Source organism: Nocardia sp. NPDC051570 (genome assembly GCF_044454005.1).
In the GTDB taxonomy this organism is placed as follows: domain Bacteria; phylum Actinomycetota; class Actinomycetes; order Mycobacteriales; family Mycobacteriaceae; genus Nocardia.
Genome location: NZ_JBITDI010000005.1, coordinates 166360 through 189742 on the forward strand (window position 1 = coordinate 166360; position 23383 = coordinate 189742).

Genomic DNA, 23383 nt, shown 5'->3' on the forward strand with positions numbered 1-23383 from the left:
CTCAGACCAGCCCGTTGGTGACGATCCGCGGCTCGGACAGGCCCGCGGTGGCGGCCTGCCACTGATTCTGTGCCAGATGTTCGAGCAGGCAGATCAGCAGCATCTTCCGATTGCGCTCGCCGCCACTGATTTCCGCGTACGCCGCCATCTCCGCCGCGATCGAGTTGCCGCTGGGCGCGTCGGGAGCCGACAGGGCCCAGAACATCTCCGGCCCGAGCAGCACCGACGCACCGCCGGTCTCGTTGAACCAGCGCCCGGCATAGGCGATCAGCATGTCGGTGAACATCTGCGGATTGGCGACCGCCTCGATGAACTGGTTCAGTGCCCCGGCCCGCTCCGGCCCGGCCTGCATCAACGAGGCCAATCGGCCGGCCAATTCGCGATACTGACCCATATCCTGGTACTGCCCAACGCTTGACGACATGTGTCGGCTCCATCGGTCGAGTTCGGACGGACTGTACGGGTACTAGCGTTCACCGAGGTGGACGAGCGGGCGGTGATCCGCCGCGGGCGCGAACCGATTCGGCTCGGTCAGCGCGGCGGCGATGAACGGCCCTGATACGGGTTTGCGCTCGGGTTCCGTTGGGAGGTCGGACATGTCGAACATATCCGGCACCGAGAAGGTCTCCGGATCCGACACCGGCTCGTCGACGAATTCGGACGGATACGGTGATTCGACCAGCGCAACGAGCTGCTGCGGCTTGCGTTCCTGCCGTCGGCTCCACAGCATCAGCGTGAGATGCACGGCGAACATCATAGTCATCGGCATACCGGCATAGATACCGATCGATACATAGTCACCACCGATCTCACGGGCGTATTCGATATTCCCCATCACCGACAGCAGCGTCGAGAACACGAACAGCAGCGTGGCGTACCACCATCCCATGCCGCCCTTGCGGAATGATGCCGTAGCAATGATGGATCCCACCATTAGCCCATCGGTGACTATCGGGACATTCGCGGCCAGATCCGACGACACCAGATTGCGGATCGCGAGGTTGTGCAATGCGGCGTAGGACATCTCGAAGGATTTGTAGGCCACCACACACGAAACGATTGCCGACGCGTGCAGCGGGCCGGGTCGAAAGTCGATAACCCGCTGGATCCAGGCAGGTCGACGCCAGCGCTCCGCCATATGCGCGTCGGCAGCGAACTCCGCCTCAGATGAGATCAGGGTCATAGTCGGGCAGCGTAGCGGCAACCGGGCCGAATTCCGATAACCGGGTGGGTTTCGGCTCCCCGTTTCGCGGAACCGCCCGAATCATCCCATGTCGCCGGAGATTTGCGTTCCACTACCGGATCACGCCGCCGAACCATTCCGCACGGACTCCGGTGTCCATGCCGGGTAATCGGTGTAACCCTCGGCGGTACGGCCGTACAGCACGTCCTCGCGAATCGGGGCGAGGGGGAGATCGTCGGTGATTCGCTGCACCAGATCGGGATTCGAGATGAAGGCCCGACCGAACGACACCAGATCGGCGTGACCGGCGCGCAGCACCCGTTCGGCGGCGGCCGCGGAGGTCGGCGCGCGATTCTCGCCCACATTCGCGATCAACGGACCCGTCCAGCGCGGACGCAGATCGGCCAGGGCGCGATAGTCGTCGTTGTCGGTCAGATTCAGATAGGCAAGCTCGCGACGGTCCAATTCCGCCACCAGCGCCCGATACAGCGGCGCCGGATCGTCCTCGCGCATACCGAACTGCGGATTCCCGGGCGAGAGCCGGATCGCGGTGCGTCGCGAACCCACCTGGGCCACAACGGCGTCGGTGACCTCCAGCGCGAATCGCATGCGACCGACGAGCGAGCCGCCGTATTCGTCGGTGCGCAGATTGGTGTTGCCGGCGAGGAATTGATGCACCAGATAGCTGTTGGCCGCGTGGATTTCGACCCCGTCGAATCCGGCGGTCAGCGCATTACGGGCCGCCGCCGCGTACCGCTCGATCGCGGCGGCGATCTCGTCGCGGGTCATCGCCCGCGGCATGAGCGACGGCGCCTTACCGCCGTCGATCAGATGCAGCACATCCGCATCGGATACCGCCGACGGTCCCGCGGGCAGCGTGCCATCGATGCGGGCCAGCGGATGCCCCTTGCGGCCACCGTGCATGAGTTGGGCGAAGATTCGCCCGCCCGCCGCGTGCACGGCCTCGGTCACCCGACGCCACGCCGCCACGTGCCCGTCGGTCTGCAGGCCGGGCACCCAGGCCTCGCTCTGGCCGGTACTGTGCGGCCAGATGCCCTCGGAGACAATGAGTCCCGCCGCGGCCCGCTGCGCGTAGTAGTCCGCGACATCGGCGGTGGGCGAACCGTCCGGCTCCGAGCGCAGACGGGTCATGGGCGCCATCACGATCCGATTGGGCAGGGCGAGATGGTCTGTGCGGTAGTCGGTCAGCAGCAACATGGGCGTACGGTAAGACCTGACATCAATGTCAGGTGCAAGGAGTACGCCGTGCGGATCGGTGAGCTGGCATATCGCACCGGTGTGAGCGTGCGATCGCTGCGTTACTACGAGGCCCAGGGGCTACTCGAATCCACCCGGACCGCAGGCGGGCAGCGCGAATACGCGGAGTCGGCGGTGGATCGGGTGATCCGCATCCAGGAGATGTTCGCCGCGGGCCTGCACAGCCGCACCCTCGCCGATCTGCTGCCCTGTATCCACGATTCCGACGGCTCGCCCAGCGCGCAGGCCACGCCTTATCTGACCGAAACCCTTGCCGCCGAACGCGATCGCATCGACGCCTGCCTACGGGATCTGCACCGCGCCCGGGAAGTACTCGACGGCGTGATCCGGGCCGCGCACGGCGACTCCGACTGGACCGAAACCAGTTTCGACGCAGCCGTTTTCGCGGATGGCGCGATGAATCAGGAAGCGACCGAGACCAATTCGCCGGTATCCGCCCGCTCGATCGGCGGGGGCCCGCTCCATCGCCCGCGCTCGCGGGCGCGCAGGAAGGCGAAGTAGAACACCACCAGCAGCAGCGCGCGCCCCCACACCCCGAACTGCACGATGTTCTCCTGGACATGCGCCGGCTCCCCCATGCCCAGGGCATAGAAGTAGCGGAACACGCCGATGCCGATGGCGGCATCCGCCAGCAGATAGCACCCGACCGCGGTCCAGGGCACCTCGAGCAGCACCAGGAACGGAATCAGCCACAGCGTGTACTGCGGTGAATGCACCTTGTGGAACAACAGGAATCCACACAGCATCGCCCCGCTCACCCCGACCCAGGGGAACGTCCCGGTGCGCTGAAAGCGCCGCCAACCCAGCCAGAGCGCCAGCGCGAACGCCGCCAGCACCAGCATCGGCGACGCGGTCGAGACCACCTCCTGGAACGAGGCCTCACTGCCCGGCGTCTGGCCGAACATCGGCCGAAGTCCCCAGTACCAGATCGAATTCGTGGTGATGTCGGCCTGGCGCAACTGCTGGAAGGTGATCGAGGCCCGCCAGCCGTCGTAGCCAGCCAGCGCGAACGGCAGATTGATCACCACCACCGTCGCCAGCGCGGCACCCAGCACGGCCAGCGCACCGCGCACGTCATAGCGCCGCGGGTGGATGCGGCCCCACTCGCCGACCAGGACATACAGCGCGAGCGGCACGACGAAGATGCCCGGATACAGCTTCAGACAGAAGCCGATCCCCAACAGCACCGCGGCGGCGATCCCCCTGGTGCGCAACGAATATCGGGTCAGCGTGGTCACCACGTACACCGCCGCCACCGACGTGCACACCACGGGCAGTTCCCAGTTGTGGAAGGCGTAGAGCACCAGCGGCGGACCCGCCGCCCACAGCAGCGCGGCCGCGCCCGACATCCGCCCCAGCAGCCACGCCGTCAGCAGCGCGAACGGCGCGAGCAGCAACGCCGAATGCAACAGGAAGGCCGCGTCGTCATGCGCCCCGGTCGCGCCGAGCCACATCAGCAACCCGCTGAGCACCGGATACTCCACGGCCCCGCCGGTCAGCGTGCCGTCGGGAGTGATGCCGCCGTTGATATAGGGGAAGACATGTTCGTTGATATCGCGGCCCAGCCACAGGTACTGGATATCGGAGTAGCAGACCCGCGCATCCTTGATCCGGTCGAACAGCTCGCTGCGGCCGTCGACGGTGTAGGGGCCGCCCGCGCAGCGGGCCTTGTTCAGGTAGGCGAACACCAGCGTCACCCCGCAGAGCACGGTCGCGGCGACGGCGGCGATCCGGCCCGCGGCGACACCGGCGAGGGGTCGAGGCGGGGGTCGGTTCGGCATGGGCACCACGATAAGTGGCATACCCCGTCGACGCCGGTATACCTCTCCGGTGGGGATCGATTTCGCTGGTCGGAACCCGTTCATGTAGCCTTGTCGGGTTGCTGACGCAACGACCCTCCTGCCCACGGAACGTCCGTGGGCCGTTCACAGTCCACAGGAGGTGATGGGTTCCCGTGCGTCATTACGAAGTGATGGTCATTCTCGATCCGAACCTGGACGAGCGCACCGTCGGTCCGAACCTGGACAAGATGCTCAGTGTGGTCTCCCAGCAGGGTGGCAAGATCGACAAGGTCGATCTGTGGGGCCGCCGTCGTCTGGCCTATGAGATCTTGAAGCAGAGCGAAGGCATCTACGCGGTCGTCGATCTGACCGCAGAGCCCGCCACGGTGAGTGAGCTGGACCGTCAGCTGGGGCTGAACGAGTCGGTGCTGCGCACCAAGGTGCTGCGCAACGACAAGAAGTAATCCCCCCTCCCCGCATAGACACTCGTAGTCGTCGGTGCCTGTCTCTAGGCTCTAGCGCAACAGGCGAGTGCACTGCGGACTGCACCGGAGACCAGGAGGAACCATGGCAGGCGACACGGTCATCACCGTCATCGGGAATTTGACGGCCGATCCGGAGCTTCGATTCACGCCCGCGGGGGCGGCGGTGGCGAATTTCACCGTCGCGTCGACACCGCGCGTGTTCGACCGGAACAGCAACGAATGGAAAGACGGCGAAGCACTCTTCCTGCGCTGCAACATTTGGCGTGAAGCTGCGGAGAATGTCGCCGAGAGCCTGACCCGAGGCTCTCGCGTGATCGTGAGCGGACGACTCAAGCAGCGCTCCTACGAAACCCGTGAGGGTGAGAAGCGCACGGTCGTCGAGCTCGAGGTCGACGAGGTCGGTCCCTCGCTGCGGTATGCCACCGCCAAGGTCGCCAAGACCACCCGCGGCGGTGGTGGCGGCGGCGGTTTCAGTGGCAATTCCGGTGGGAGTGGTGGGGGTTTCAGCGGTCCCAGTGGTGGTGGTCGCGGCGGACAGAGCGCCGGCGACGATCCCTGGGGCAGCGCCCCCGCGGCCGGCTCCTTCGGGGGCGGCACAGACGACGAACCGCCGTTCTAGACAACGGCTTTCATAAGGAGCCACGCACGGCTCCCAGGCGTAACGGAGTAAGACAATGGCCAAAGCACCGGCGCGCGAAAAGGTGCTGAAGAAGAAGGCGTGCACCTTCTGCAAGGAAAGCAAGACGGGCACGGTCAATATCGACTACAAGGACACCGCGCTGCTGCGCAAGTACGTCAGTGACCGCGGCAAGATTCGTGCCCGTCGTGTCACCGGCAACTGCGTGCAGCACCAGCGGGATATCGCCGTCGCGGTGAAGAACAGCCGCGAAGTGGCGCTGCTGCCGTACGTGTCCACGGCTCGCTGAGGAACGGGAGGAACACGATGAAGCTGATTCTGACCGCTGATGTGGACAACCTCGGCGCCCCCGGCGACACCGTCGAGGTCAAGGACGGTTACGGCCGTAACTTCCTGCTGCCGCGCGGCCTGGCGATTCCCGCCACCAAGGGCGCGCAGAAGCAGGTCGAGGGCATCCGTCGGGCGCAGGACGCCCGTCGCGTGCGCGACCTGGACCACGCCAATGAGCTCAAGCAGGCCCTCGAGGGCCTGACCGGCGTGTCGCTGTCGGTGAAGACCGCCGGCAGCGGCAAGCTGTTCGGCTCGGTCACCACGGCCGACGTCGCGGGCGCCATCAAGACGGCCGGTGGCCCGGTCGTCGACAAGCGCAGCATCGAGCTGCCGAAGGCGCACATCAAGACCACCGGCAAGCACGACATCGTGGTGCACCTGCACCCCGACGTGATCGCCAAGGTCGACCTGCAGGTTCTCGCCGCCGGGTAATACGGCCGGCGCGAATTCGTTCGAAGGCCACCCTCGCAATCCCGAGGGTGGCCTTCGGCTGCGCCTTTTCGCCCCAACGAGCCACCTTTGAGTCCGGGCATGCCCCACCTTTAGTTCCCGGCATGCCGCACCTTTAGCCCCACCTTTAGTCCCCGGCATGCCACACCTTTAGTTCCCGGCACGCTTTTCGCCGGGATAGCTATTAGTTAACTCTCTTATCGCTGCACGCTGGTGTCACCGACTCGAACTTGCCGGAATCCGGTTCAACCCCAGTTCGGGACGGTTTGGGGACAACTTTCAGAACCGACCACCCGTATTGTGATCCACGCCATAAACGACGAGAGCACTGTTAACCCAACACGCCCGGCCGTTCATCTTGAACGACACGCCGAGGCGTTATCGATCCACAGGTGGATATCTTCGAAAATGGGCCGCTATCTGCTGATATCAGTGAATTGGCGCACGTTTTCCCCAGGTAGTACACAGGGGCTGCACAACGGCAGGTGAACTGTCCCCAGACTATCCACAGACGTGTGCACATTTCGGTTTGGTAGTCCCCAGTTCGGTCCCTAGAGTTCTTCCCGGTGTCGTGGTCCGACGCCTCGGAGTGTCGCGTTCCGTGTTCTCCACCGTGCACACCATCGGTTTGCTGCCCAGCGCAACGAGGCCGCCGCAACCGGTGTCGTTCGGCCCGGCGCAGAACCGCAACGTGTCGTACCCCGGGCGTACAACGAGACATCGATAGCCTCGGAACCGGGCGTGATGAGAGAGGACGGTCGAGCTGGTGGCAGTCGTCGACGATCGCGGACACTCGGACTACTCGGACTCCCCCGGTGAGGATTTCGGTCGCCAGCCGCCGCACGATATGGCGGCCGAACAGTCGGTGCTGGGTGGCATGCTGCTGTCCAAGGACGCCATCGCCGATGTGGTGGAGGTCCTGCGCCCCGGCGACTTCTACCGCCCCGCACACCAGGCCGTCTACGACGCCGTCCTGGACCTCTACGGCCGCGGCGAACCCGCCGACCCGGTCACCGTCAGCGCGACCCTCGACCGCCGCGGCGAGCTCAAGCGCATCGGTGGTCCGCCCTATCTGGTCACTCTGACCCAGACCGTCCCCACCGCCGCCAACGCCTCCTACTACGCGGAAATCGTTGCGGAGAAGGCAATCCTGCGCCGCCTGGTCGAGGCCGGCACCCGCATCGTCCAGTACGGCTACGCGGGCTCCGACGGCCAGGATGTCGCCGAGGTCGTCGACCGAGCCCAGGCCGAGATCTACGAGGTCACCGAGCGCCGCTCCAGCGACGACTTCCTCCCCCTCGAGGAACTGCTCCAGCCCACGATGGACGAGATCGACTCCATCGCCAGTCGCGGCGGCATGTCCCTGGGCGTCCCCACCGGCTTCACCGAACTCGACGAGATCACCAACGGCCTGCATCCGGGCCAGATGATCATCGTGGCCGCGCGTCCTGGCGTCGGTAAGGCATTGGCCCTCGACACTCCACTGCCCACCCCCACCGGCTGGACCACCATGGGCGAGGTGGTCGTCGGAGACCATCTGCTCGACGCGCACGGCCGCCCCACCCGTGTCGTGGCGGCCACCGAAGTCCTCACCGACCGCCCTTGCTACGAGATCGAATTCTCCGACGGCACAGTCATCGTCGCCGACGAGCAGCACCAGTGGCTCACCGAGACCCGTGCATCGCGGAGATCCGCGCAACAGGCGGCCAGTGGGCGCAACCGCTATCGAAATCAGCGGACGTTCGCGACAGTTCGAACGACAGCGGAGATCGCGGCCACTCTGCGCTGCGAGACGGCCGATCGCCGGATCAACCATTCGGTGGCCAATACCGAACCGCTGCAGCTACCGAACCGCGATCTGCTGGTGCCGCCCTACACCCTCGGAGCGTGGCTGGGTGACGGCACCGCGGCAGCCGCCCAATTGACTACCGCCGATCCAGAAATCATCGCTCGCATCGAGGGCGAGGGTATCGTCGCGGTCCCCTCGGAGACGGCCACGCTGCGGTACAGCCTCCAACTGCCTGCCGATGAAATGAGAGCGCCGCGCGAGTGCGTGGTGTGTGGCATCGAATTCGTACCCTTCACAAGTGAAGTCGAGACCTGCGGGCGGTCGTGTGGCGGGAAGGCGCGTTTCGTATCGCAGCCCATGCCCCGACCGGTCTGCCCGAACTGCGGCGGGTCATCGATCGGGCTTCGCCTCTGCCAGCACTGCCGCAACTCGATCGGTTCCGTGCAGGCTCGTCTCCGGACCATCGGAGTGCTGGCGGACAAGCACATCCCGACGGACTACCTGCGAGCGTCGGAGCGGCAGCGCCGCGATCTGCTGGCGGGCCTGCTGGACACCGACGGAACCGTGACGCACGGTGGCTCGGTCCAATTCACCGTCACCAACGAGCGTTTGGCTCGTGATGTCGAGGAATTGATCGTCAGTCTCGGCTATCGGTGCGGCGTCACCACGAAGAAGGTGCGCGGCCGCACCGAATCGACCTCGACCGCATACACACTCACCTTCGCGACGGCGGACGACGTATTCGGCCTGCATCGAAAGCATCTGCTGCACAAGCAACGTCGGGCCGATAACCGCACTGTCCGATCCGGGGCTCGATACATCGTGGATGTCAGACGGATCCGGATTGTGCCGGTGCGCTGCGTCGAGGTCGACAACGCCGAACATCTGTATCTTGCCGGTCGCTCGATGATTCCGACGCACAACTCCACCCTCGGCATGGATTTCATGCGGAGCTGTTCGATCAAGCACGGCCTGGCGAGTGTCATCTTCTCGCTGGAAATGAGCCGGACCGAGATTGTGATGCGTCTGCTGTCGGCGGAGGCGAAGATCAAACTCGGGGATATGCGTGCCGGGCGCATGAGCGATGACGACTGGACCAAGTTGGCGCGGCGAATGAGTGAGATCAGCGAAGCGCCGCTGTTCGTGGACGATTCGCCGAATATGACCATGATGGAGATTCGGGCGAAGGCGCGCCGGCTCAAGCAGCGGCATGATCTACGGCTCGTGGTGGTCGACTACCTCCAGCTGATGACCTCCGGTAAGAAGGTCGAATCCCGACAGCAGGAAGTCTCGGAATTCTCCCGAAGCCTCAAATTGCTCGCGAAGGAACTCGAGGTCCCCGTCATCGCGATCAGTCAGCTGAACCGAGGCCCCGAACAGCGAACCGATAAGCGCCCCATGGTCTCCGACCTCCGCGAATCCGGTTCCCTCGAGCAGGACGCCGACATGGTCATCCTGCTGCACCGCCCCGACGCCTTCGAACGCGACGACCCCCGAGGCGGCGAGGCCGACCTCATCCTCGGCAAACACCGAAACGGCCCCACCGCGACAATCACCGTCGCCCACCAGCTGCACCTGAGCCGCTTCGTGGATATGGCCCGGGGCTGACTCGGCCGTTCTGTGCGCGGTTCCCGTTCCGGCGCTGCTCACCGGTGGCCCGCTGCCGTAAGGTATGCCGGGGTCAGGAGGCGGCGATGTCGACGACGAGCCGGGTGGGGTTGGTGAGACTGGTGACGTTGAATCCGACGCGGCCGCTATTCACGCCGATGAACTGCCTGTGCACCCCTTCGAACGATCCTGCTGGAAAGACTTCGGCGATCGTGGGCTCGGGCGAGTAGACGGGCTTGTACCGCGGACCGTCGAACGCAGACGCCGCATGGTCGATACTGACCAGAAGAACCGATTGCCCGTTGAGCGCGATCGGCTTCCCGGATCCGTCCCACGACGCCTTGTCCACCCAGCTCACGTACCAACCCGGCTTACCGGGGCCCTCGAGGTCGAAGACGACTCGGGTGAATCCGGGGTGTTGCCCCGTACGCACACCAGTGACCGTCAACGAGGAATCCTCGGAAGACGTGCCTTGTTTCGGGCCGCTGTCTGTGGGGACTTTCACCGGCGGTTCGGCATTGCGAGCCGGTGGTGTCGCATTCGCCGTCGGCGGGGAAAGTCGAGCGGGCGATGTCGAAGTGGCCGCAGCGGTTTCATGGGCGGTGGACGGAGACGGCCCCGCGCCGGGTGCCGTCGAGCAGCCGGACAGCATGCCGCCCACACCGATAGCGCCGATGAGGACTCGAGATTTCATGCTCATAGAACCCTAACTCTGTATGCCCCAACGGCTTCAGGCGGTTAGGGCCTGTCTCGAAGTGGTGGATCGGGAGCGCCGCCAGGCGGTGCTCCCGATCGGTTCTCGCCTATCCGGGCATCACCGGCCGCGACTGGCCGGCCGCGGCACCTCCTGTCGGACCTCGAAGGAGTAGCCGTCGTATCGAGCCGGGTCGAGCCAGAACACGCTCAACCTGCCGTTGGGCTGCCGCGCCGCCTCTCGCCACACATCTGCCGCGGTCGCGGGCGACCAGAAGGAACCGTCGGGCTCCTGGACAAGCGGCAAGCGGGAATCGTCCGACAAGTTGAAGAAAGAGTTGTCAGGAGTGGCGATCCGGTTGAGCCAGTCGGGCACCGGAGTGTTCGCCAGCATCGCAGTATCGGCGTGATCGAGGTATACACCGGCGAAGCCCTTCGCAGGATCAAGTCTGAAATCGGCGGCCGATGCCGAGCCCGCCCCCAGTGCCGTGGCCATCACGCCGATCGCCACACCACTACCAATGATCAACCGTCGCACGGTCATATCGAGAACATCCCCTAGTTCGATGAACAGAACAGCAGATCCCATCACAACCGAACCAATAAGACAAATCAGACAGTCATCTGATACGAGACATGCGAAGAGCCACTACCTGGGGGCATCGAATCGTCCACGCAGGCAACAACTCGAGCGCATCATCACGGTGACACCCCGCGCGCCAGTGCTCGAGACCACCACTTCGAGGCAGGCCCTAGCGCACCAACTACCTTGACCCAGCATCTCATTCAGGGCCGGTGCGTGGGTTTGAGGCCCTACACGGTCTGTGTTCTTCACCAGTTACGTCCCAGGGCAGGAGAATTCGAGGTTGGCGGAGGTGGTGCGCGTTCGCAGTGTCTGTGCCCCTCGATATGCACAGCTAGTTGCTGTGCAGGAACAGTTCGAGTGCGGCCAGTAGCTCGTGCGGTGTGTCCTCGGGAGTGAAATGGCCGGAGTGCGGTAGTTCGATGATCGGCGCGTCCGGGTAGGCGAGCTCGAACGCCGGAATGATGTGGCGCGGCAGCAGCGCGGTGTCCTGCATGCCTTCCACGAGGACTGCGGGTTTCGAGCGCAGTGCGGCTACCGCCTCGGGATCCGGCGGTGCCGCCGAGGCGGCGGGGTCGGGGGCGACCAGCTGGTGCGGGAAGCGGATCACGCCGCGGCATTCGGCCGGGCTGGTGAAGTGGCTGGAGTAGGCGCGGACCCAGGTGGGAGTGATGATCTCGGGCCGGGTGATCGTCTGCAGGGCGAGCATGAGGTGGCAGACGGTGGAGCCGGCGTTGCCGAGGAGCTGCTCCAGGGTGCCGTCGGTATGCGCGGCCGCGGCCCAGCGGAACCAGGAGCTGTCGGCCATATTGGCGGCCATCAACTCGTCGTATCGGGGAAGACCCAGCGGCACAACGGTATTGGTGGCGAAGAGCCGCGCTGTTCGGTCGGGGTGGCGCAGTGCGAATCCGGTGCCGATCGGGCCGCCCCAATCGTGCATGACCAGTGTGATGTCGGTGAGGTCGAGTTCGCGAGCAAGTAGCGTGTTGAGGTTGTCGATATGCTCGGCCGCCAGGTAGCCGCGGTCGACGGGGGTGGCGCTCTTGCCGAATCCCATGTGGTCGGGAACGATCACGCGCCGGGTGCGCGACAGTGGGCCGATGAGGTGCCGCCACAGATATCCCCAGGTCGGTTCCCCGTGCAGGAGCACGATCGGCTCTCCGTGGCGGGGGCCGACGTCGATGTAGTGCTGCCGGAATGCGGCCGCTTCGGTGAAGCTGGCGGGGAAAGGCCAGGTGCCGTCGAAGGTTTCGGTTGCCGCGATCATTCGGTCCTCCGGTGGTCGTTTCGGTCGGATCACACGGTAGGAGCGGACTACTGACAGATGTTGTCAGTGAAGACGCGCGGCATCTCGTGGCGCGCATCACATTCGGTGCGGTAGCGATGGTCGCGACGGACTCGCTGTCGGTGGTGGTTGCCAGACTGAGGTGGTGCGTGCGAGCAGGTTGCTGTCCATCGTGTTGCTGCTGCAGACGCGAGGGCGGATGACGGCGGGTCAGTTGGCGCGAGAGTTGGAGGTGTCGGTTCGTACGGTCTATCGCGATATGGAGTCGTTGAGCCTCGCGGGCATTCCGTTCTACAGCGAGGCCGGCCACGACGGCGGCTACCGGTTGCTCGACGGCTACCAGACGCGGCTGACCGGAATGACGGCCGACGAGGCAGAGGCCCTGTCCCTGTCCGGATTACCGGGTCCGGCCGCCGATCTGGGGTTGGGAGCGATGCTGACCACCGCCCAGCGGAAACTGATGGCGGCGCTGCCGGAACAGGTGCGTGCACCGGCCGGACGAATTTCACAACGATTCCACCTCGATACCGTCGAGTGGTACACCCTCCAGGAGGACCTCGCGCACCTGCCCGCCGTGGTGGAGGCGGTGTGGAATCAACGCCGCCTTCGCATCGGATACCGGCGCTGGGCCGATCCTCGACAAGCGCGACGCACCCTCGCCCCCTACGGCCTGGTCCTCAAATCCGGCCGCTGGTATCTCGTGGCCGCGGCCGGAGCGGTCATCCGGACCTATCGGGTGTCGCAGATTGTCACGCTGCGGATACTCGACGAAACCTTCGAGCACCCCGGCGAATTCGACCTGGCACGGTACTGGCAGGACTATCTCGACGAGTTCGACACCCGCCGCCGACAGGGAACAGCCACGGTGCGGATGTCGGCACACGTGCTGAGTCGCCTCGACCATCTGCTCGATCCGGATCTGGTACGCGCCGCACGCGACACCGCCCGCATCGAGCCGGACGGATGGTCCGTCGTGGAGATCCCCCTGGAAACCATCGAGCACACAGCGGGTCTGGTGCTACGCCTCGGCGCGGATGCCGAGGTCCTCGGCCCGGCCGCCCTGCGGCAGCACATGAGCGAGATCGCCGCCGCTCTGGTCCGCACCTACCACGGCGAAAGAGCGTGTGAGAAAGACGAATTCGCTGACACAAGATGTCAGTGATGTCTTCCTAGATTGCCGGGTATGTCGGAAAGTGTTGTGCCGAAGCCCGGTTCCGAACGATCCGTTCTGCTGTTGCTGGCAGCCGGATTGTTCGCGATCGGTACCGACGGCTATGTCATCACCGGGTTGTTGTCGCCCATCGGCGCGGATCTCGGTGTCGGAACCGCCGCGGCCGGGCGGCTGGTGACCGTATTCGCCCTGGCCTACGCCGTCGGCGCACCGGTGGCGGGCGCGCTGACCGCGCGATTCTCCCGGCGCGGTGTCCTGCTCGTCAGCCTGGCCGGATTCGCCGCCGCGAACATCGCCACCGCGGTTGTCCGCGACTACGACACGATGCTCGCCGCCCGGGTGCTGGCGGCGCTGACCGCGGCCGCATTCACACCGGCCGCGTCGGCGGCCGCGGCCACCCTGGTCACTGCCGAGCGCCGGGGCCGGGCGCTGGCCACCGTCGGCGCCGGGATCAGCGTGGCCACCGCGGTGGGAGTCCCACTCGGCACGCTCGTCGGCGGGTGGTTGGGTTGGCGAGCGACCTTCGCCGGGGTTTCGGTGCTCGCGACGATCACTGCCATCGGACTGGTGGCCCTGCTCCCGCCGATACCGGCCGGCGCGGAGCAGACCACCACGGGATCGATCGCCTTCGCCAGCATGCGCGTGTGGGCGGCACTGCTGTTGACGGCGACGTGGATCGCGGGGGCATTCACCGTCTTGACCTTCATCGGCCCGGTGCTCGGTTCCGCGGCCGGGGTGCACGAGACGGCGCTCAGCGGCTGGCTGCTGATCTTCGGCGTCGCCGCGGTCGTCGGCAACACTCTCGGTGGCCGGGCCGCCGACCGGTACCCGACCGTCCGCCTGCTCCCGATCAGTACGGCGGGACTCGCCGTCGCGCTCGCGATACTCGGGCTGCTGTGCAGCACCGGCGGTCCCGGACGACTCGGTGCGGTGCTGGCAGCCGTGGCCATGATCGGGTGGGGCATCTTCGGCTGGTCGTTCGCCCCCATCCAGCAACACCGCCTCGTCGACCTGGCACCATCGGCCGCCGGGATAGTGCTGTCGCTCAACGCAAGTGCCGTCTATGTCGGCATCAGCGCAGGCAGCCTGGCGGGCTCGTTCGCGCTCGACCGCATCGGCACCGCAGGCGTCGCCTGGACCGGGGCACTGATCGAACTGGCCGCCGTCACTATCGCTATCGCGACCGTGCGTGGACGTCCGAGCCCGCATCGAAGAATTGCCATCGAACTGAGACCAGAAGAGAAGGAGCAGGTCAGCAAACCGATGATGGCCACGAATTCCGAGAACCTACACGACGGGCGTCGTCAGTACTGATGGCTCGGGTAGTCCAGGTAGCCGGTGTCGCCGCCCTGATACCAGGTGTCCTTGTCGTTGTCGCGCAGCGGCACACCGGTGCGAAGCCGTTCCACCAGATCGGGATTGGCGAGGTAGGCCCGGCCGAAGCCGATCAGGTCGGCGCCCTGGGCCAGCCAGTGTTCGCCGTCGGCGTGGCCGGTCGGGGTGGGGCCGATCTGGCCGCCGGGGTTGAGGATGAACGCGTTCGGCCAGGCTTTGCGCAGCGTGATCAGCAGATCCTCCGCGGCGGTGGCCAGTACGTGGACGTAGGCGAGGTCGAGCCGCGCGAGCTCGGCGAACAGGGCGCCGTACAGTTCGGGCACATCGTCTTCGACGGTATCCCAGACCGTGCCACCCGGTGATAGCCGGATGCCGACCCGGTCGGCGCCGATCGCGTCGGCGGTGGCCTCGGCCGCCTCGACGGCGAAACGGATTCGGCCGGTAAGGGATCCGCCGTAGGCGTCGGTGCGCTGATTGGCCCCGGAGGACAGGAACTGCTGGATCAGATATCCGTTGGCGCCGTGCAATTCGACGCCGTCGAATCCCGCGTCGATCGCGCGCCGCGCGGCATCGGCGTAAGCCTGTGCCTCGCCGGGAATCTCGCCTATCTCGAGGGCACGAGGCACCGGCGCGGGCTGCAGACCCCTTGCACCGGTGAACACTTCGGCCCGCAATGCGACCGCGGACGGGCCGACCGGCTGATATCCGGCCACATCCGGATGTCCGACCCGACCGCCGTGCATGAGTTGCGCGAAGAGGCGGCCGCCATTGGCGTGTACGGCATCGGTCACCGGGCGCCACGCGACCGCCTGCGCGTCGGTATGCAGGCCGGGCGCGCCGGGATTCGACTGCCCCACCAGGCTCGGATACACCCCCTCGGTGACGATCAGCCCCGCGGTGGCCCGCTGCGCGTAATAGGTTGCCATCGATGCGGTGGGCAGTCCGTCCGCGGTGGCCCTGACGCGCGACATAGGCGCCATCACCACCCGGTTGGGCAGTCGCAGAGTGCCGAGTCGGTAGCTGTCGAACAAGCTGGTCACGATTCAATTCCTCAGTGCCGGTGGAAACTTCGATCGGATACCCGCTACGCTAAAACCTGACGCTGACGTCAGAGGCAACTAGCAGTGACCCGGATCACCAGGAGGCACCATGCGAATCGGCGAGTTGGCCGCCAAGACCGGAGTCAGCGTCCGCGCCCTGCGTTACTACGAGGAACACCACCTGCTCGCCGCCGACCGCAGCCCCAGCGGCCAGCGCCACTACCCCGACCACGCCATCGTCCGCGTCGAAATGATCCAGCGAATGTACTCGGCCGGCCTGTCCAGCAAGTCGATCCTCGACATCCTGCCGTGCATGGCCGCGGGCATGGCAACACCGGAACTCGCGGAAAGGTTTGCCGCCGAACGTGATCGAATCGATCGCCAAATCGGCGACCTGACCCACACCCGCGATGAACTGGACGCCATGATCGCCTGCACGAACGAAATGATCATCACCGGCGATCAGTGTCAGCCGCAGTAAACGCACAAACACGGATCGGCCGCACACGGGATCGACTGGCAGGTCGTTCGTTTCGAGCATCCGAGCCGGTGGTTGCGTGCCGGAATCCGGCGAGTCACGGCAGGATGGCGGCTGATAGGCCGAGGATCGGCCCCTGCCGTTCCCCAGGAATCTCAGTCGAGCACGGCGTAGGCCTCGACCTCGACGAGCACATCGGGTTCGAACAGGTAGTCGACGCCGATCGCCGATACGGGCGGCAACGGGCGCGGGATCCCGAGTTCGTCTGCGACACAGTCGATACCGGCGATGAAGGCGTGGTACTTGTCGGGGCTCCAGTGCGTGACGTAGAACCGGAGGCGTACGACATCGGCGAAACCCGCTCCGGCACCGGCCAATCCGCGTGCCGTATTGCGCAGCGCCTGTGCGAGCTGGCCGGTGAGGTCGCCCGGCGCCACCGGATTGCCCTCGGCGTCGCGCGCGATCTGGCCCGCCACATGCACCTGGCGGGTGCCCGTGCCGATCGAAACATGTTGGTACGGAACGGGAGTGAACATATCTTCCGGAGTCAGCAGCCGCACTGTCATGGATATCCCTTTCGCCGTGGAGTAGGTATCCGATGTCTACCTGGTACTCGAAGGGAACTTCAACGAGACTAGGTGTCATGCCGGAAACCACAGCGCCGCGATCGAACAGCCCGCAGCTCACCGAACAGCACCGTGACCTGCTCGATCAGGTGCTCGACAAATGGTCACTGCAGATTCTCGACGCGCTGTGCGCACAGCCGTTGCGCTTCAACGAACTCCGCCGGGCGATCCCGGTCGTGACGCAGAAATCGCTCACGACCGCGCTGCGCCGCCTGGAGCGCAACGGGATGGTCGAGCGCGTTCTCACGAGCACACGGCCCATCGCCGTCGAGTACCGCATCGCACCGCTGGGAAAGTCCCTACAGGATCTCATCGACGCACTCCTGCACTGGTCCACCGCCACGCTGCCCGATGTCGAGCGTGCCCGCGCGCATTTCGACGACCGGATTCGAACCGAAGAGATGCCGAGTTGATCCATTCGTGAGCACCGCGGCGCGAGATGCCGTCAGGTTATCTCGTTCAGGCTGGTCAACCGCGCAGCGATCCGTCGGAGCGCATCGTTCATCAGGTCCAGGGTCTCGGGTTCGAGCACCGCGAAAACATGGCGCTCGACATCGGTTTTGACGTCGAAGACCTCCAGTGCGCGCCGGCGGCCGGCCTCGGTGAGGGACACGATGACCGAGCGGCCGTCGGCCGGATCCGGATCGCGACGAACCCAGCCGCGGTCCTGCACCCGCGTCACGCGATGTGTGACAGTGCCTGAGGTGAGCTGGATTTCGTTCATGAGCTGGCCCGCACTGAGCCGCTCGCCGGGTGCGCGCAACAGCGCCGCGAGGAGTTCGAGCTCCCAGAGATCGATGCCGTATCGCGAGAGTTCCCGGCGCATCTCCAATTCCAGGCGATGGGCCACCTGCCGCAGTCGGTAGGCCGTCGATTTGGCGCGCAGGTCGCCGTGCTTGCCCTGCGGACCGTGCGAGCGCGCGATGAACTCGATGAGGTCGTCGACCGGGTCATGTGGTGTGGCGGCCATCGTCGCTCCTTTTATCTTGACATCAAGGCAACGGCGGAGAAGCCTTGATATCAAGGTAATTCGCTCCTCCGGAAGTAGGAAGCATGAACAGTACCGACGTCATCGTGGTCGGGGCCGGACCCGTGGGCATGACCGTGGCCGCCCTGCTGCACCGGGCCCGGCTGTCGATCCGAATCCTCGATGCGCGCCCCGACCGGGTCGGCCAGTTGCGCGCCGCGGTGATCCATCCCCGCACACTGGAGATCCTGGAATCCTTACCCGCCGATCCGGCGGTCACCGGCGGCGCCTCGCTGGCGGCCCGCATGGTCGACACCGGAATACCCCGGCCGTCAGCACATTTCGCCTCGCTTCCGGATCATCTGCCGTACGGGAATCTCGACACCTCGTATCCGTTCGTATTGACCCTGACCCAGCCCGAGACCGAGCGGCTGCTGGACGAGCATCTCGCCGCGGCCGGGGTCGTCGTCGAAACCGGTTGGGAGGTTACCGGATTGGAGCAGAACGACGACGGGGTCACCGTCACCGGCGCGGGCGGCCGACGGGCCCGGGCTCGGTATGTGGTCGGCGCGGACGGCGCACACAGCGCGGTACGGAAGTCGGCCGGTATCGACTTCCCGGGCACCGACAGCACGGGAGTCGGCTTCCTCGCCGATGTCCGTCTCGATCGCCCGCCGACGACCACACACCATTGGGATGTCGAGCGCGGCTGGTACAGCGTGGTGCCGCTGACGGACGGGGTGCATCGCCTCTTCGGGATGGAGCCCGGCGATTCGAATCTGACGCCCGAGCGGGCACGCATCCGACAGACCGAGGATTTCGGCGAGGCCGAGCTGCGAGCACTGCTGTGGCGACTGACCGGGGACGACCTCGGCCTGCGCGAAATCCTTCGGACCGCCCGCCTCGGCAACGCCACCCGGCATGCGGATCGCTATCGCGCCGGCCGGGTCTTCCTCGCCGGCGACGCCGCCCACGTTCATCTTCCGGCGGCCGGTCAGGGCATGAACGTCGGCATGCAGGACGCCGCCAATCTGGCGTGGAAACTCGCCGCCGAGGCGTCGGGCCGCGCGCCCGCGAGCATTATCGACGGACCGCGATCGTTCGACGCCGAACGTCGCCCGATCGCGGCACGGCTCGCATCGAACACCTTGGCCCAGGGCGCACTGATGACGACGTTCACCCCGGGCAATGCCGCTCTGCGAGAACTGATGTCGAATCTCATCGCTCGCGATGGTGATACCGCGGACGAGCTGCGCGGCTGGGTGTCGGGCCTCGATATCGCCTATGCCCCGGCCGGTATCGGCCCGCAGGGCGCGCCGGCCGGACGACGGGTGCCGAATCTGCCGCTGACGACGGGCGAAACCCTGCACCGCGCACTGCATCCCGACCAATTCGCACTGATCGCGCTCGACTCGACGGCGATACCGATCCCCCATCACGAGCGGGTGATCCCGTTGCGGTCGATACGCGGCTGGGAGGGCAGGGCGGCGGTTCTCGTCCGGCCCGACGGGTACGCGGCGGCGGCATGGCACGGCGAGGAATTGGCCGACACCGCCGCGGTATCCGATGTCATCGCCGAATGGACCGGTGCCCAACAGAATTCGTACCTCTGAAGGAGAATCCGATGCCGGAGAAACTCGGCAATGCCGCCCTGCTGTTCGGAGCGATCGCCGCGGTCCCGTCGATATGGCAGACGATCGGCCACATCACCGATGAGACCTATCGAGTAGCCGGGGATCGGCTCGGCGAGCGACATGCCCAGTACCACATGGCTCGCGAGGCGCTGATCACCCTCGGCGCCTTCGGGACCATCGCGACCGGGGCGGCCGCCGGTTCGGCGCGATCGCCGCAGCTGTGGCGGGCAATGGCCTGGGCCGCAGGGGGTTTCGCGGCCGCCCTCTGGTCCGGCGGGCCCGCGATCGGCGAATGGTCCCCCAATCGGGGCGCCCTGATCAGCCATATCGCCTCCACCGCCGGACTCGGCATCGGCGTCGCGCTGCTTCGTCCGCGGCGGGGGTGATACGGCCGATCGACAGGTCAGCTCGGCAGGTCGTATACGGTCGCGGATTCGTTGCGGGACAGCGTGATTCCCAGGTTCGCGGCGGTGCGGTCGAAATCGTCGTCGCCGCGGCTCAATTCGACGGCGGAACCTGCCGAGAGGACCTCGACGTTGAGGCATAGGGACTGGAGTTCCTTGAGCAGAACCTTGAACGACTCCGGAATACCCGGCTCGGGGATGTTCTCGCCCTTGACGATCGCCTCGTACACCTTCACACGACCCACCACGTCATCGGACTTGATGGTGAGCAACTCCTGCAAGGTGTAGGCGGCGCCGTAGGCCTGCATGGCCCAACATTCCATCTCACCGAAACGCTGACCACCGAACTGCGCCTTACCACCCAGCGGCTGCTGCGTGATCATCGAGTACGGACCGGTCGAACGCGCGTGAATCTTGTCGTCGACCAGGTGGTGCAGTTTCAGGATGTACATGTAGCCGACGGCGATGGGGTAGGGGAACGGTTCGCCGGTGCGGCCGTCGAACAACGTTGCCTTACCATCGGTTCCGACCATGACATCGCCGTCGCGGTTGGGCAGGGTCGAGGCGAGTAGACCGGTCAGCTCCTCCTCGCGCGCGCCGTCGAAGACGGGTGTCGCGAGATTCGTATCCGGATCCGCCGACAACAACTCCCCGGGCAATCGCCGCGCCCAGTCCGGACGGACGCCGTCGGTGAGCCGAATGTTCCAGCCCGCCTTACCGATCCAGCCCAGATGCGTCTCCAGGATCTGGCCGATATTCATACGACGCGGCACACCATGGGTATTCAGGATGATGTCGACCGGCGTGCCATCGGGCATGAACGGCATATCCTCCTTCGGGAGGATCTTGCCGATAACACCCTTGTTACCGTGACGACCGGCGAGCTTGTCACCGTCCTGAATCTTGCGCTTCTGCGCCACATACACGCGCACCAGCTCGTTCACACCCGGAGGCAGATCATCGTCATCCTCGCGCGAGAACACCCGGATACCGATGACCTTGCCCGACTCACCGTGAGGCACCTTCAACGACGTATCACGGACCTCACGCGCCTTCTCACCGAAGATCGCACGCAGCAACCGCTCCTCCGGAGTCAGCTCGGTCTCACCCTTCGGGGTCACCTTGCCGACCAGGATGTCACCGTCACGAACCTCGGCACCGATACGCACAACGCCGCGCTCATCGAGATCGGCCAGGATCTCGTCGGCGATGTTCGGGAGGTCCCGGGTGATCTCCTCCGCACCCAATTTCGTGTCCCGGGCATCGATCTCGTGCTCCTCGATATGGATCGAGGTGAGGACGTCCTCCTCTACGAGGCGCTCCGACAGGATGATCGCGTCCTCGTAGTTGTGCCCCTCCCACGGCATGATCGCCACCAAAAGGTTCTTCCCCAGGGCCATCTCACCGTTCTCGGTGCACGGCCCGTCGGCCAGAACCTGGCCCTTCTCGACCCGCATGCCCTCGTCCACGATCGGACGCTGATTCGCGCAGGTGCCCTGGTTCGTCCGAGCGAACTTGTGCATGCGATAGGACTTCCGCGTGCCGTCGTCGGCCATCACGGTGACGTAATCGGCCGAAACCTCCTCCACCACACCGGCTTTCTCGTTCACCACGACATCACCGGAATCGATCGCGGCCCGCAGCTCCATACCGGTGCCGACGATCGGGGCCTCGGAACGCATCAGCGGCACGGCCTGCTTCTGCATATTCGCGCCCATGAGGGCACGGTTGGCGTCGTCGTGCTCGAGGAACGGAATCATGGCGGTCGCCACCGACACCATCTGGCGCGGTGAGACGTCCATGTAATCCACTGCGGCGGAATCGACGAGCTCGACCTCGGAATTGCGGCGCCGCACCGCGATTCGATCGGAGACGAAGCGGTCCGCGGCATCGAGCGGCTCATTGGCCTGCGCCACGACATGCCGGTCCTCCAGATCGGCGGTGAGATAGTCGACCTCATCGGTCACCGTGCCGTCGATCACCTTGCGATACGGCGTCTCGATGAAGCCGAACGGGTTGACCCGCGCATAGACCGACAGATAACCGATCAGCCCGATGCTCGGGCCCTCGGGCGTCTCGATCGGGCACATCCGGCCGTAATGGCTGTAATGCACATCGCGGACCTCGAGACCCGCGCGTTCGCGGGTCAGACCACCCGGGCCGAGTGCGGACAGGCGGCGTTTCTGGGTCAGACTCGCGAGCGGATTGCGCTCGTCCAGGAACTGCGACATCTGCGAGGTGCCGAAGAACTCCCGGATCCCCGCGACGACGGGGCGGATGTTCATCAGCGTCTGCGGCGTCATCGCCTCGACGTCCTGGGTCGTCATGCGCTCGCGCACCACGCGTTCCATGCGTGACAGGCCGATCCGGATCTGGTTCTGGATCAGCTCTCCGATGGTGCGCAGGCGGCGGTTGCCGAAATGATCGATATCGTCGACCTCGACCGGGACCTCGAGGCCGCCGGGCGCGGTCATCACCGAATCACCCGCGTGCAGGCGCAGCAGGTATTCGACGATCGTGACGATGTCCTCCTCGGTGAGCACCGGTGAGCCGACGACCTCGCCGGTGTGGATGCCCAGTTTCTTGTTCACCTTGTAGCGGCCGACGCGCGCGAGGTCGTAGCGCTTCTCCTTGAAGAAGAGATTCTCCAGCAGGGCCTGCGCCGACTCCTTCGTCGGCGGCTCGCCCGGACGCAGCTTGCGATGGATGTCGAGCAGCGCCTCGTCGACGCCCGCGGTGTTGTCCCGCTCCAGCGAGGTCATCATGATCCCGGAGAATCCGAAACGTTCGGTGATCTGCTCGGTGGTCCAACCGAGGGCCTTGAGCAGGACCGTCACGGGTTGGCGGCGTTTGCGGTCGATGCGGACCCCGACGGTATCGCGCTTATCGATATCGAATTCCAGCCACGCGCCGCGCGACGGGATGATGCGCACGCTGTGCAGCGTCTTCTCGGTGCCCTTATCGCTGGACTCGTCGAAGTAGACGCCCGGCGAACGGACCAGCTGCGAGACGACGACGCGTTCGGTGCCGTTGATGATGAACGTGCCGCGGCCGGTCATCATCGGGAAATCGCCCATGAAGACCGTCTGGGACTTGATCTCACCGGTGTTGTTGTTCATGAACTCCGCGGTGACGAACAACGGCGCCGCGTACGTCAGATCCTTGTCCTTACATTCCTCGACCGAGGCCTTCACATCCTCGAAACGGGGTTCGGACAGGGTCAGCGACATCGTCCCGGCGAAGTCCTCGATCGGGCTGACCTCCACGAGCAGCTCCGCCAGCCCGGTGGTGGTCAACCAGTCGAACGAATCGCTCTGGATGGCCAGCAGCGCCGGAACATCCAGGGGCTCACGGAGTTTGGCGAACGAGAGTCGCTTCGCGGTGATCTCGGTCTGATTCGAGACTGTCAAGATGCGTCCTTCCAGCAGCGCGCGGCCAGCGCCGCTTCCACAGTCATTGCGCATTTCGAGAATTGGACAGCGCGCGCCCCGCGCGAAGTCTCAAACTACACCCGAATTCGATCGATGTCGAGGGCATGAAGAATGGAAGCACTTGAACAGCAGCGCTTTTCCCCATTAATAATGGCACCCCAATACATCATTCGTCAAGCGCATTAGCGGTAATTC

General features: G+C 65.5%; 22 protein-coding genes and 1 pseudogene. 12 read left to right on the forward strand and 11 right to left on the reverse strand.

Features of this window, described 5'->3' with window-relative positions:
* Window position 1 precedes the first annotated feature (1 nt).
* From ACIA76_RS14170 to ACIA76_RS14180, 3 genes are all read right to left on the reverse strand, one after another.
* Window positions 2-424 (reverse strand): hypothetical protein, encoded by a 423-nt coding sequence (locus ACIA76_RS14170; protein WP_397152195.1) that lies wholly within the window; start codon window positions 422-424, stop codon window positions 2-4.
* Window positions 425-466: 42 nt separating this feature from the next.
* A complete protein-coding gene (locus ACIA76_RS14175) occupies window positions 467-1183 on the reverse strand; it encodes a DUF2637 domain-containing protein (protein ID WP_397152196.1) in 717 nt (238 codons plus the stop codon).
* A 120-nt stretch (window positions 1184-1303) separates the two neighbouring features.
* A complete protein-coding gene (locus tag ACIA76_RS14180; protein ID WP_397152197.1) occupies window positions 1304-2401 on the reverse strand; it encodes an alkene reductase in 1098 nt (365 codons plus the stop codon).
* Between the two features lie 48 nt (window positions 2402-2449).
* Here ACIA76_RS14180 and ACIA76_RS14185 point away from each other — a divergent pair.
* Window positions 2450-2797: pseudogene (locus ACIA76_RS14185) on the forward strand (MerR family transcriptional regulator); the annotation flags it as partial.
* A 65-nt stretch (window positions 2798-2862) separates the two neighbouring features.
* Here the strand turns inward: ACIA76_RS14185 and ACIA76_RS14190 are convergent.
* Window positions 2863-4242, reverse strand: coding sequence for a hypothetical protein (locus ACIA76_RS14190; protein WP_397152198.1), 1380 nt, complete (start codon window positions 4240-4242; stop codon window positions 2863-2865).
* A 173-nt stretch (window positions 4243-4415) separates the two neighbouring features.
* On the opposite strand from ACIA76_RS14190, the gene rpsF reads away from it, so the two are divergent.
* The 5 genes from rpsF to dnaB all read left to right on the forward strand — a co-directional run bounded on the left by rpsF (window position 4416) and on the right by dnaB (window position 9541).
* On the forward strand, window positions 4416-4706 hold the full coding sequence (rpsF, locus tag ACIA76_RS14195; RefSeq protein ID WP_397152199.1) for a 30S ribosomal protein S6: 291 nt from the start codon (window positions 4416-4418) through the stop codon (window positions 4704-4706).
* A gap of 103 nt (window positions 4707-4809) precedes the next feature.
* A complete protein-coding gene (locus ACIA76_RS14200; RefSeq protein ID WP_397152200.1) occupies window positions 4810-5346 on the forward strand; it encodes a single-stranded DNA-binding protein in 537 nt (178 codons plus the stop codon).
* A gap of 55 nt (window positions 5347-5401) precedes the next feature.
* Window positions 5402-5653 carry a 30S ribosomal protein S18 gene (rpsR, locus tag ACIA76_RS14205; RefSeq protein ID WP_068002859.1) on the forward strand — a complete coding sequence of 84 codons (252 nt, stop codon included), beginning with the start codon at window positions 5402-5404 and terminating at the stop codon, window positions 5651-5653.
* A gap of 17 nt (window positions 5654-5670) precedes the next feature.
* Window positions 5671-6126 (forward strand): 50S ribosomal protein L9, encoded by a 456-nt coding sequence (rplI, locus tag ACIA76_RS14210; RefSeq protein ID WP_397152201.1) that lies wholly within the window; start codon window positions 5671-5673, stop codon window positions 6124-6126.
* Between the two features lie 784 nt (window positions 6127-6910).
* A complete protein-coding gene (gene dnaB / locus ACIA76_RS14215) occupies window positions 6911-9541 on the forward strand; it encodes a replicative DNA helicase (RefSeq protein WP_397152202.1) in 2631 nt (876 codons plus the stop codon).
* Window positions 9542-9614: 73 nt separating this feature from the next.
* Here the strand turns inward: dnaB and ACIA76_RS14220 are convergent, their stop codons facing one another.
* From ACIA76_RS14220 to ACIA76_RS14230, 3 genes are all read right to left on the reverse strand, one after another.
* Entirely contained in the window at window positions 9615-9899 is a 285-nt protein-coding gene (locus ACIA76_RS14220) for a hypothetical protein (RefSeq protein ID WP_397152203.1), read from the reverse strand.
* Window positions 9900-10355: 456 nt separating this feature from the next.
* A complete protein-coding gene (locus ACIA76_RS14225) occupies window positions 10356-10778 on the reverse strand; it encodes a hypothetical protein (RefSeq protein ID WP_397152204.1) in 423 nt (140 codons plus the stop codon).
* Window positions 10779-11151: 373 nt separating this feature from the next.
* Window positions 11152-12084, reverse strand: coding sequence for an alpha/beta fold hydrolase (locus ACIA76_RS14230; RefSeq protein ID WP_397152205.1), 933 nt, complete (start codon window positions 12082-12084; stop codon window positions 11152-11154).
* A gap of 163 nt (window positions 12085-12247) precedes the next feature.
* Between ACIA76_RS14230 and ACIA76_RS14235 the strand changes: the two genes are divergently transcribed.
* Together ACIA76_RS14235 and ACIA76_RS14240 are read left to right on the forward strand one after the other, a co-directional pair.
* The gene (locus tag ACIA76_RS14235) at window positions 12248-13264 is read left to right on the forward strand and encodes a helix-turn-helix transcriptional regulator (RefSeq protein WP_397152206.1); all 1017 of its coding nucleotides are present in this window, start codon (window positions 12248-12250) and stop codon (window positions 13262-13264) included.
* A gap of 21 nt (window positions 13265-13285) precedes the next feature.
* Entirely contained in the window at window positions 13286-14587 is a 1302-nt protein-coding gene (locus tag ACIA76_RS14240) for an MFS transporter (protein ID WP_397152207.1), read from the forward strand.
* Here the strand turns inward: ACIA76_RS14240 and ACIA76_RS14245 are convergent.
* The gene (locus ACIA76_RS14245; RefSeq protein ID WP_397152208.1) at window positions 14578-15648 is read right to left on the reverse strand and encodes an alkene reductase; all 1071 of its coding nucleotides are present in this window, start codon (window positions 15646-15648) and stop codon (window positions 14578-14580) included. The two genes, ACIA76_RS14240 and ACIA76_RS14245, sit on opposite strands and share 10 nt — an antisense overlap.
* A 109-nt stretch (window positions 15649-15757) precedes the next feature.
* Here ACIA76_RS14245 and ACIA76_RS14250 point away from each other — a divergent pair, with 109 nt between their 5' ends.
* Window positions 15758-16129 (forward strand): MerR family transcriptional regulator, encoded by a 372-nt coding sequence (locus ACIA76_RS14250; protein WP_397152209.1) that lies wholly within the window; start codon window positions 15758-15760, stop codon window positions 16127-16129.
* Window positions 16130-16281: 152 nt separating this feature from the next.
* On the opposite strand, the gene ACIA76_RS14255 is transcribed toward ACIA76_RS14250, so the two are convergent.
* On the reverse strand, window positions 16282-16692 hold the full coding sequence (locus ACIA76_RS14255) for a RidA family protein (protein WP_397152210.1): 411 nt from the start codon (window positions 16690-16692) through the stop codon (window positions 16282-16284).
* Window positions 16693-16769: 77 nt separating this feature from the next.
* Here ACIA76_RS14255 and ACIA76_RS14260 point away from each other — a divergent pair, with 77 nt between their 5' ends.
* Entirely contained in the window at window positions 16770-17165 is a 396-nt protein-coding gene (locus ACIA76_RS14260; protein WP_397152211.1) for a winged helix-turn-helix transcriptional regulator, read from the forward strand.
* 32 nt (window positions 17166-17197) lie between these two features.
* Here the strand turns inward: ACIA76_RS14260 and ACIA76_RS14265 are convergent, their stop codons facing one another.
* Window positions 17198-17722 (reverse strand): MarR family winged helix-turn-helix transcriptional regulator, encoded by a 525-nt coding sequence (locus ACIA76_RS14265; protein WP_397152212.1) that lies wholly within the window; start codon window positions 17720-17722, stop codon window positions 17198-17200.
* Between the two features lie 83 nt (window positions 17723-17805).
* Between ACIA76_RS14265 and ACIA76_RS14270 the strand changes: the two genes are divergently transcribed.
* Together ACIA76_RS14270 and ACIA76_RS14275 are read left to right on the forward strand one after the other, a co-directional pair.
* Window positions 17806-19332 (forward strand): FAD-dependent monooxygenase, encoded by a 1527-nt coding sequence (locus ACIA76_RS14270; protein WP_397152213.1) that lies wholly within the window; start codon window positions 17806-17808, stop codon window positions 19330-19332.
* Between the two features lie 11 nt (window positions 19333-19343).
* On the forward strand, window positions 19344-19739 hold the full coding sequence (locus ACIA76_RS14275) for a hypothetical protein (protein WP_397152214.1): 396 nt from the start codon (window positions 19344-19346) through the stop codon (window positions 19737-19739).
* 17 nt (window positions 19740-19756) lie between these two features.
* Here the strand turns inward: ACIA76_RS14275 and ACIA76_RS14280 are convergent, their stop codons facing one another.
* On the reverse strand, window positions 19757-23185 hold the full coding sequence (locus ACIA76_RS14280) for a DNA-directed RNA polymerase subunit beta (protein WP_397152571.1): 3429 nt from the start codon (window positions 23183-23185) through the stop codon (window positions 19757-19759).
* Window positions 23186-23383: the final 198 nt, after the last annotated feature.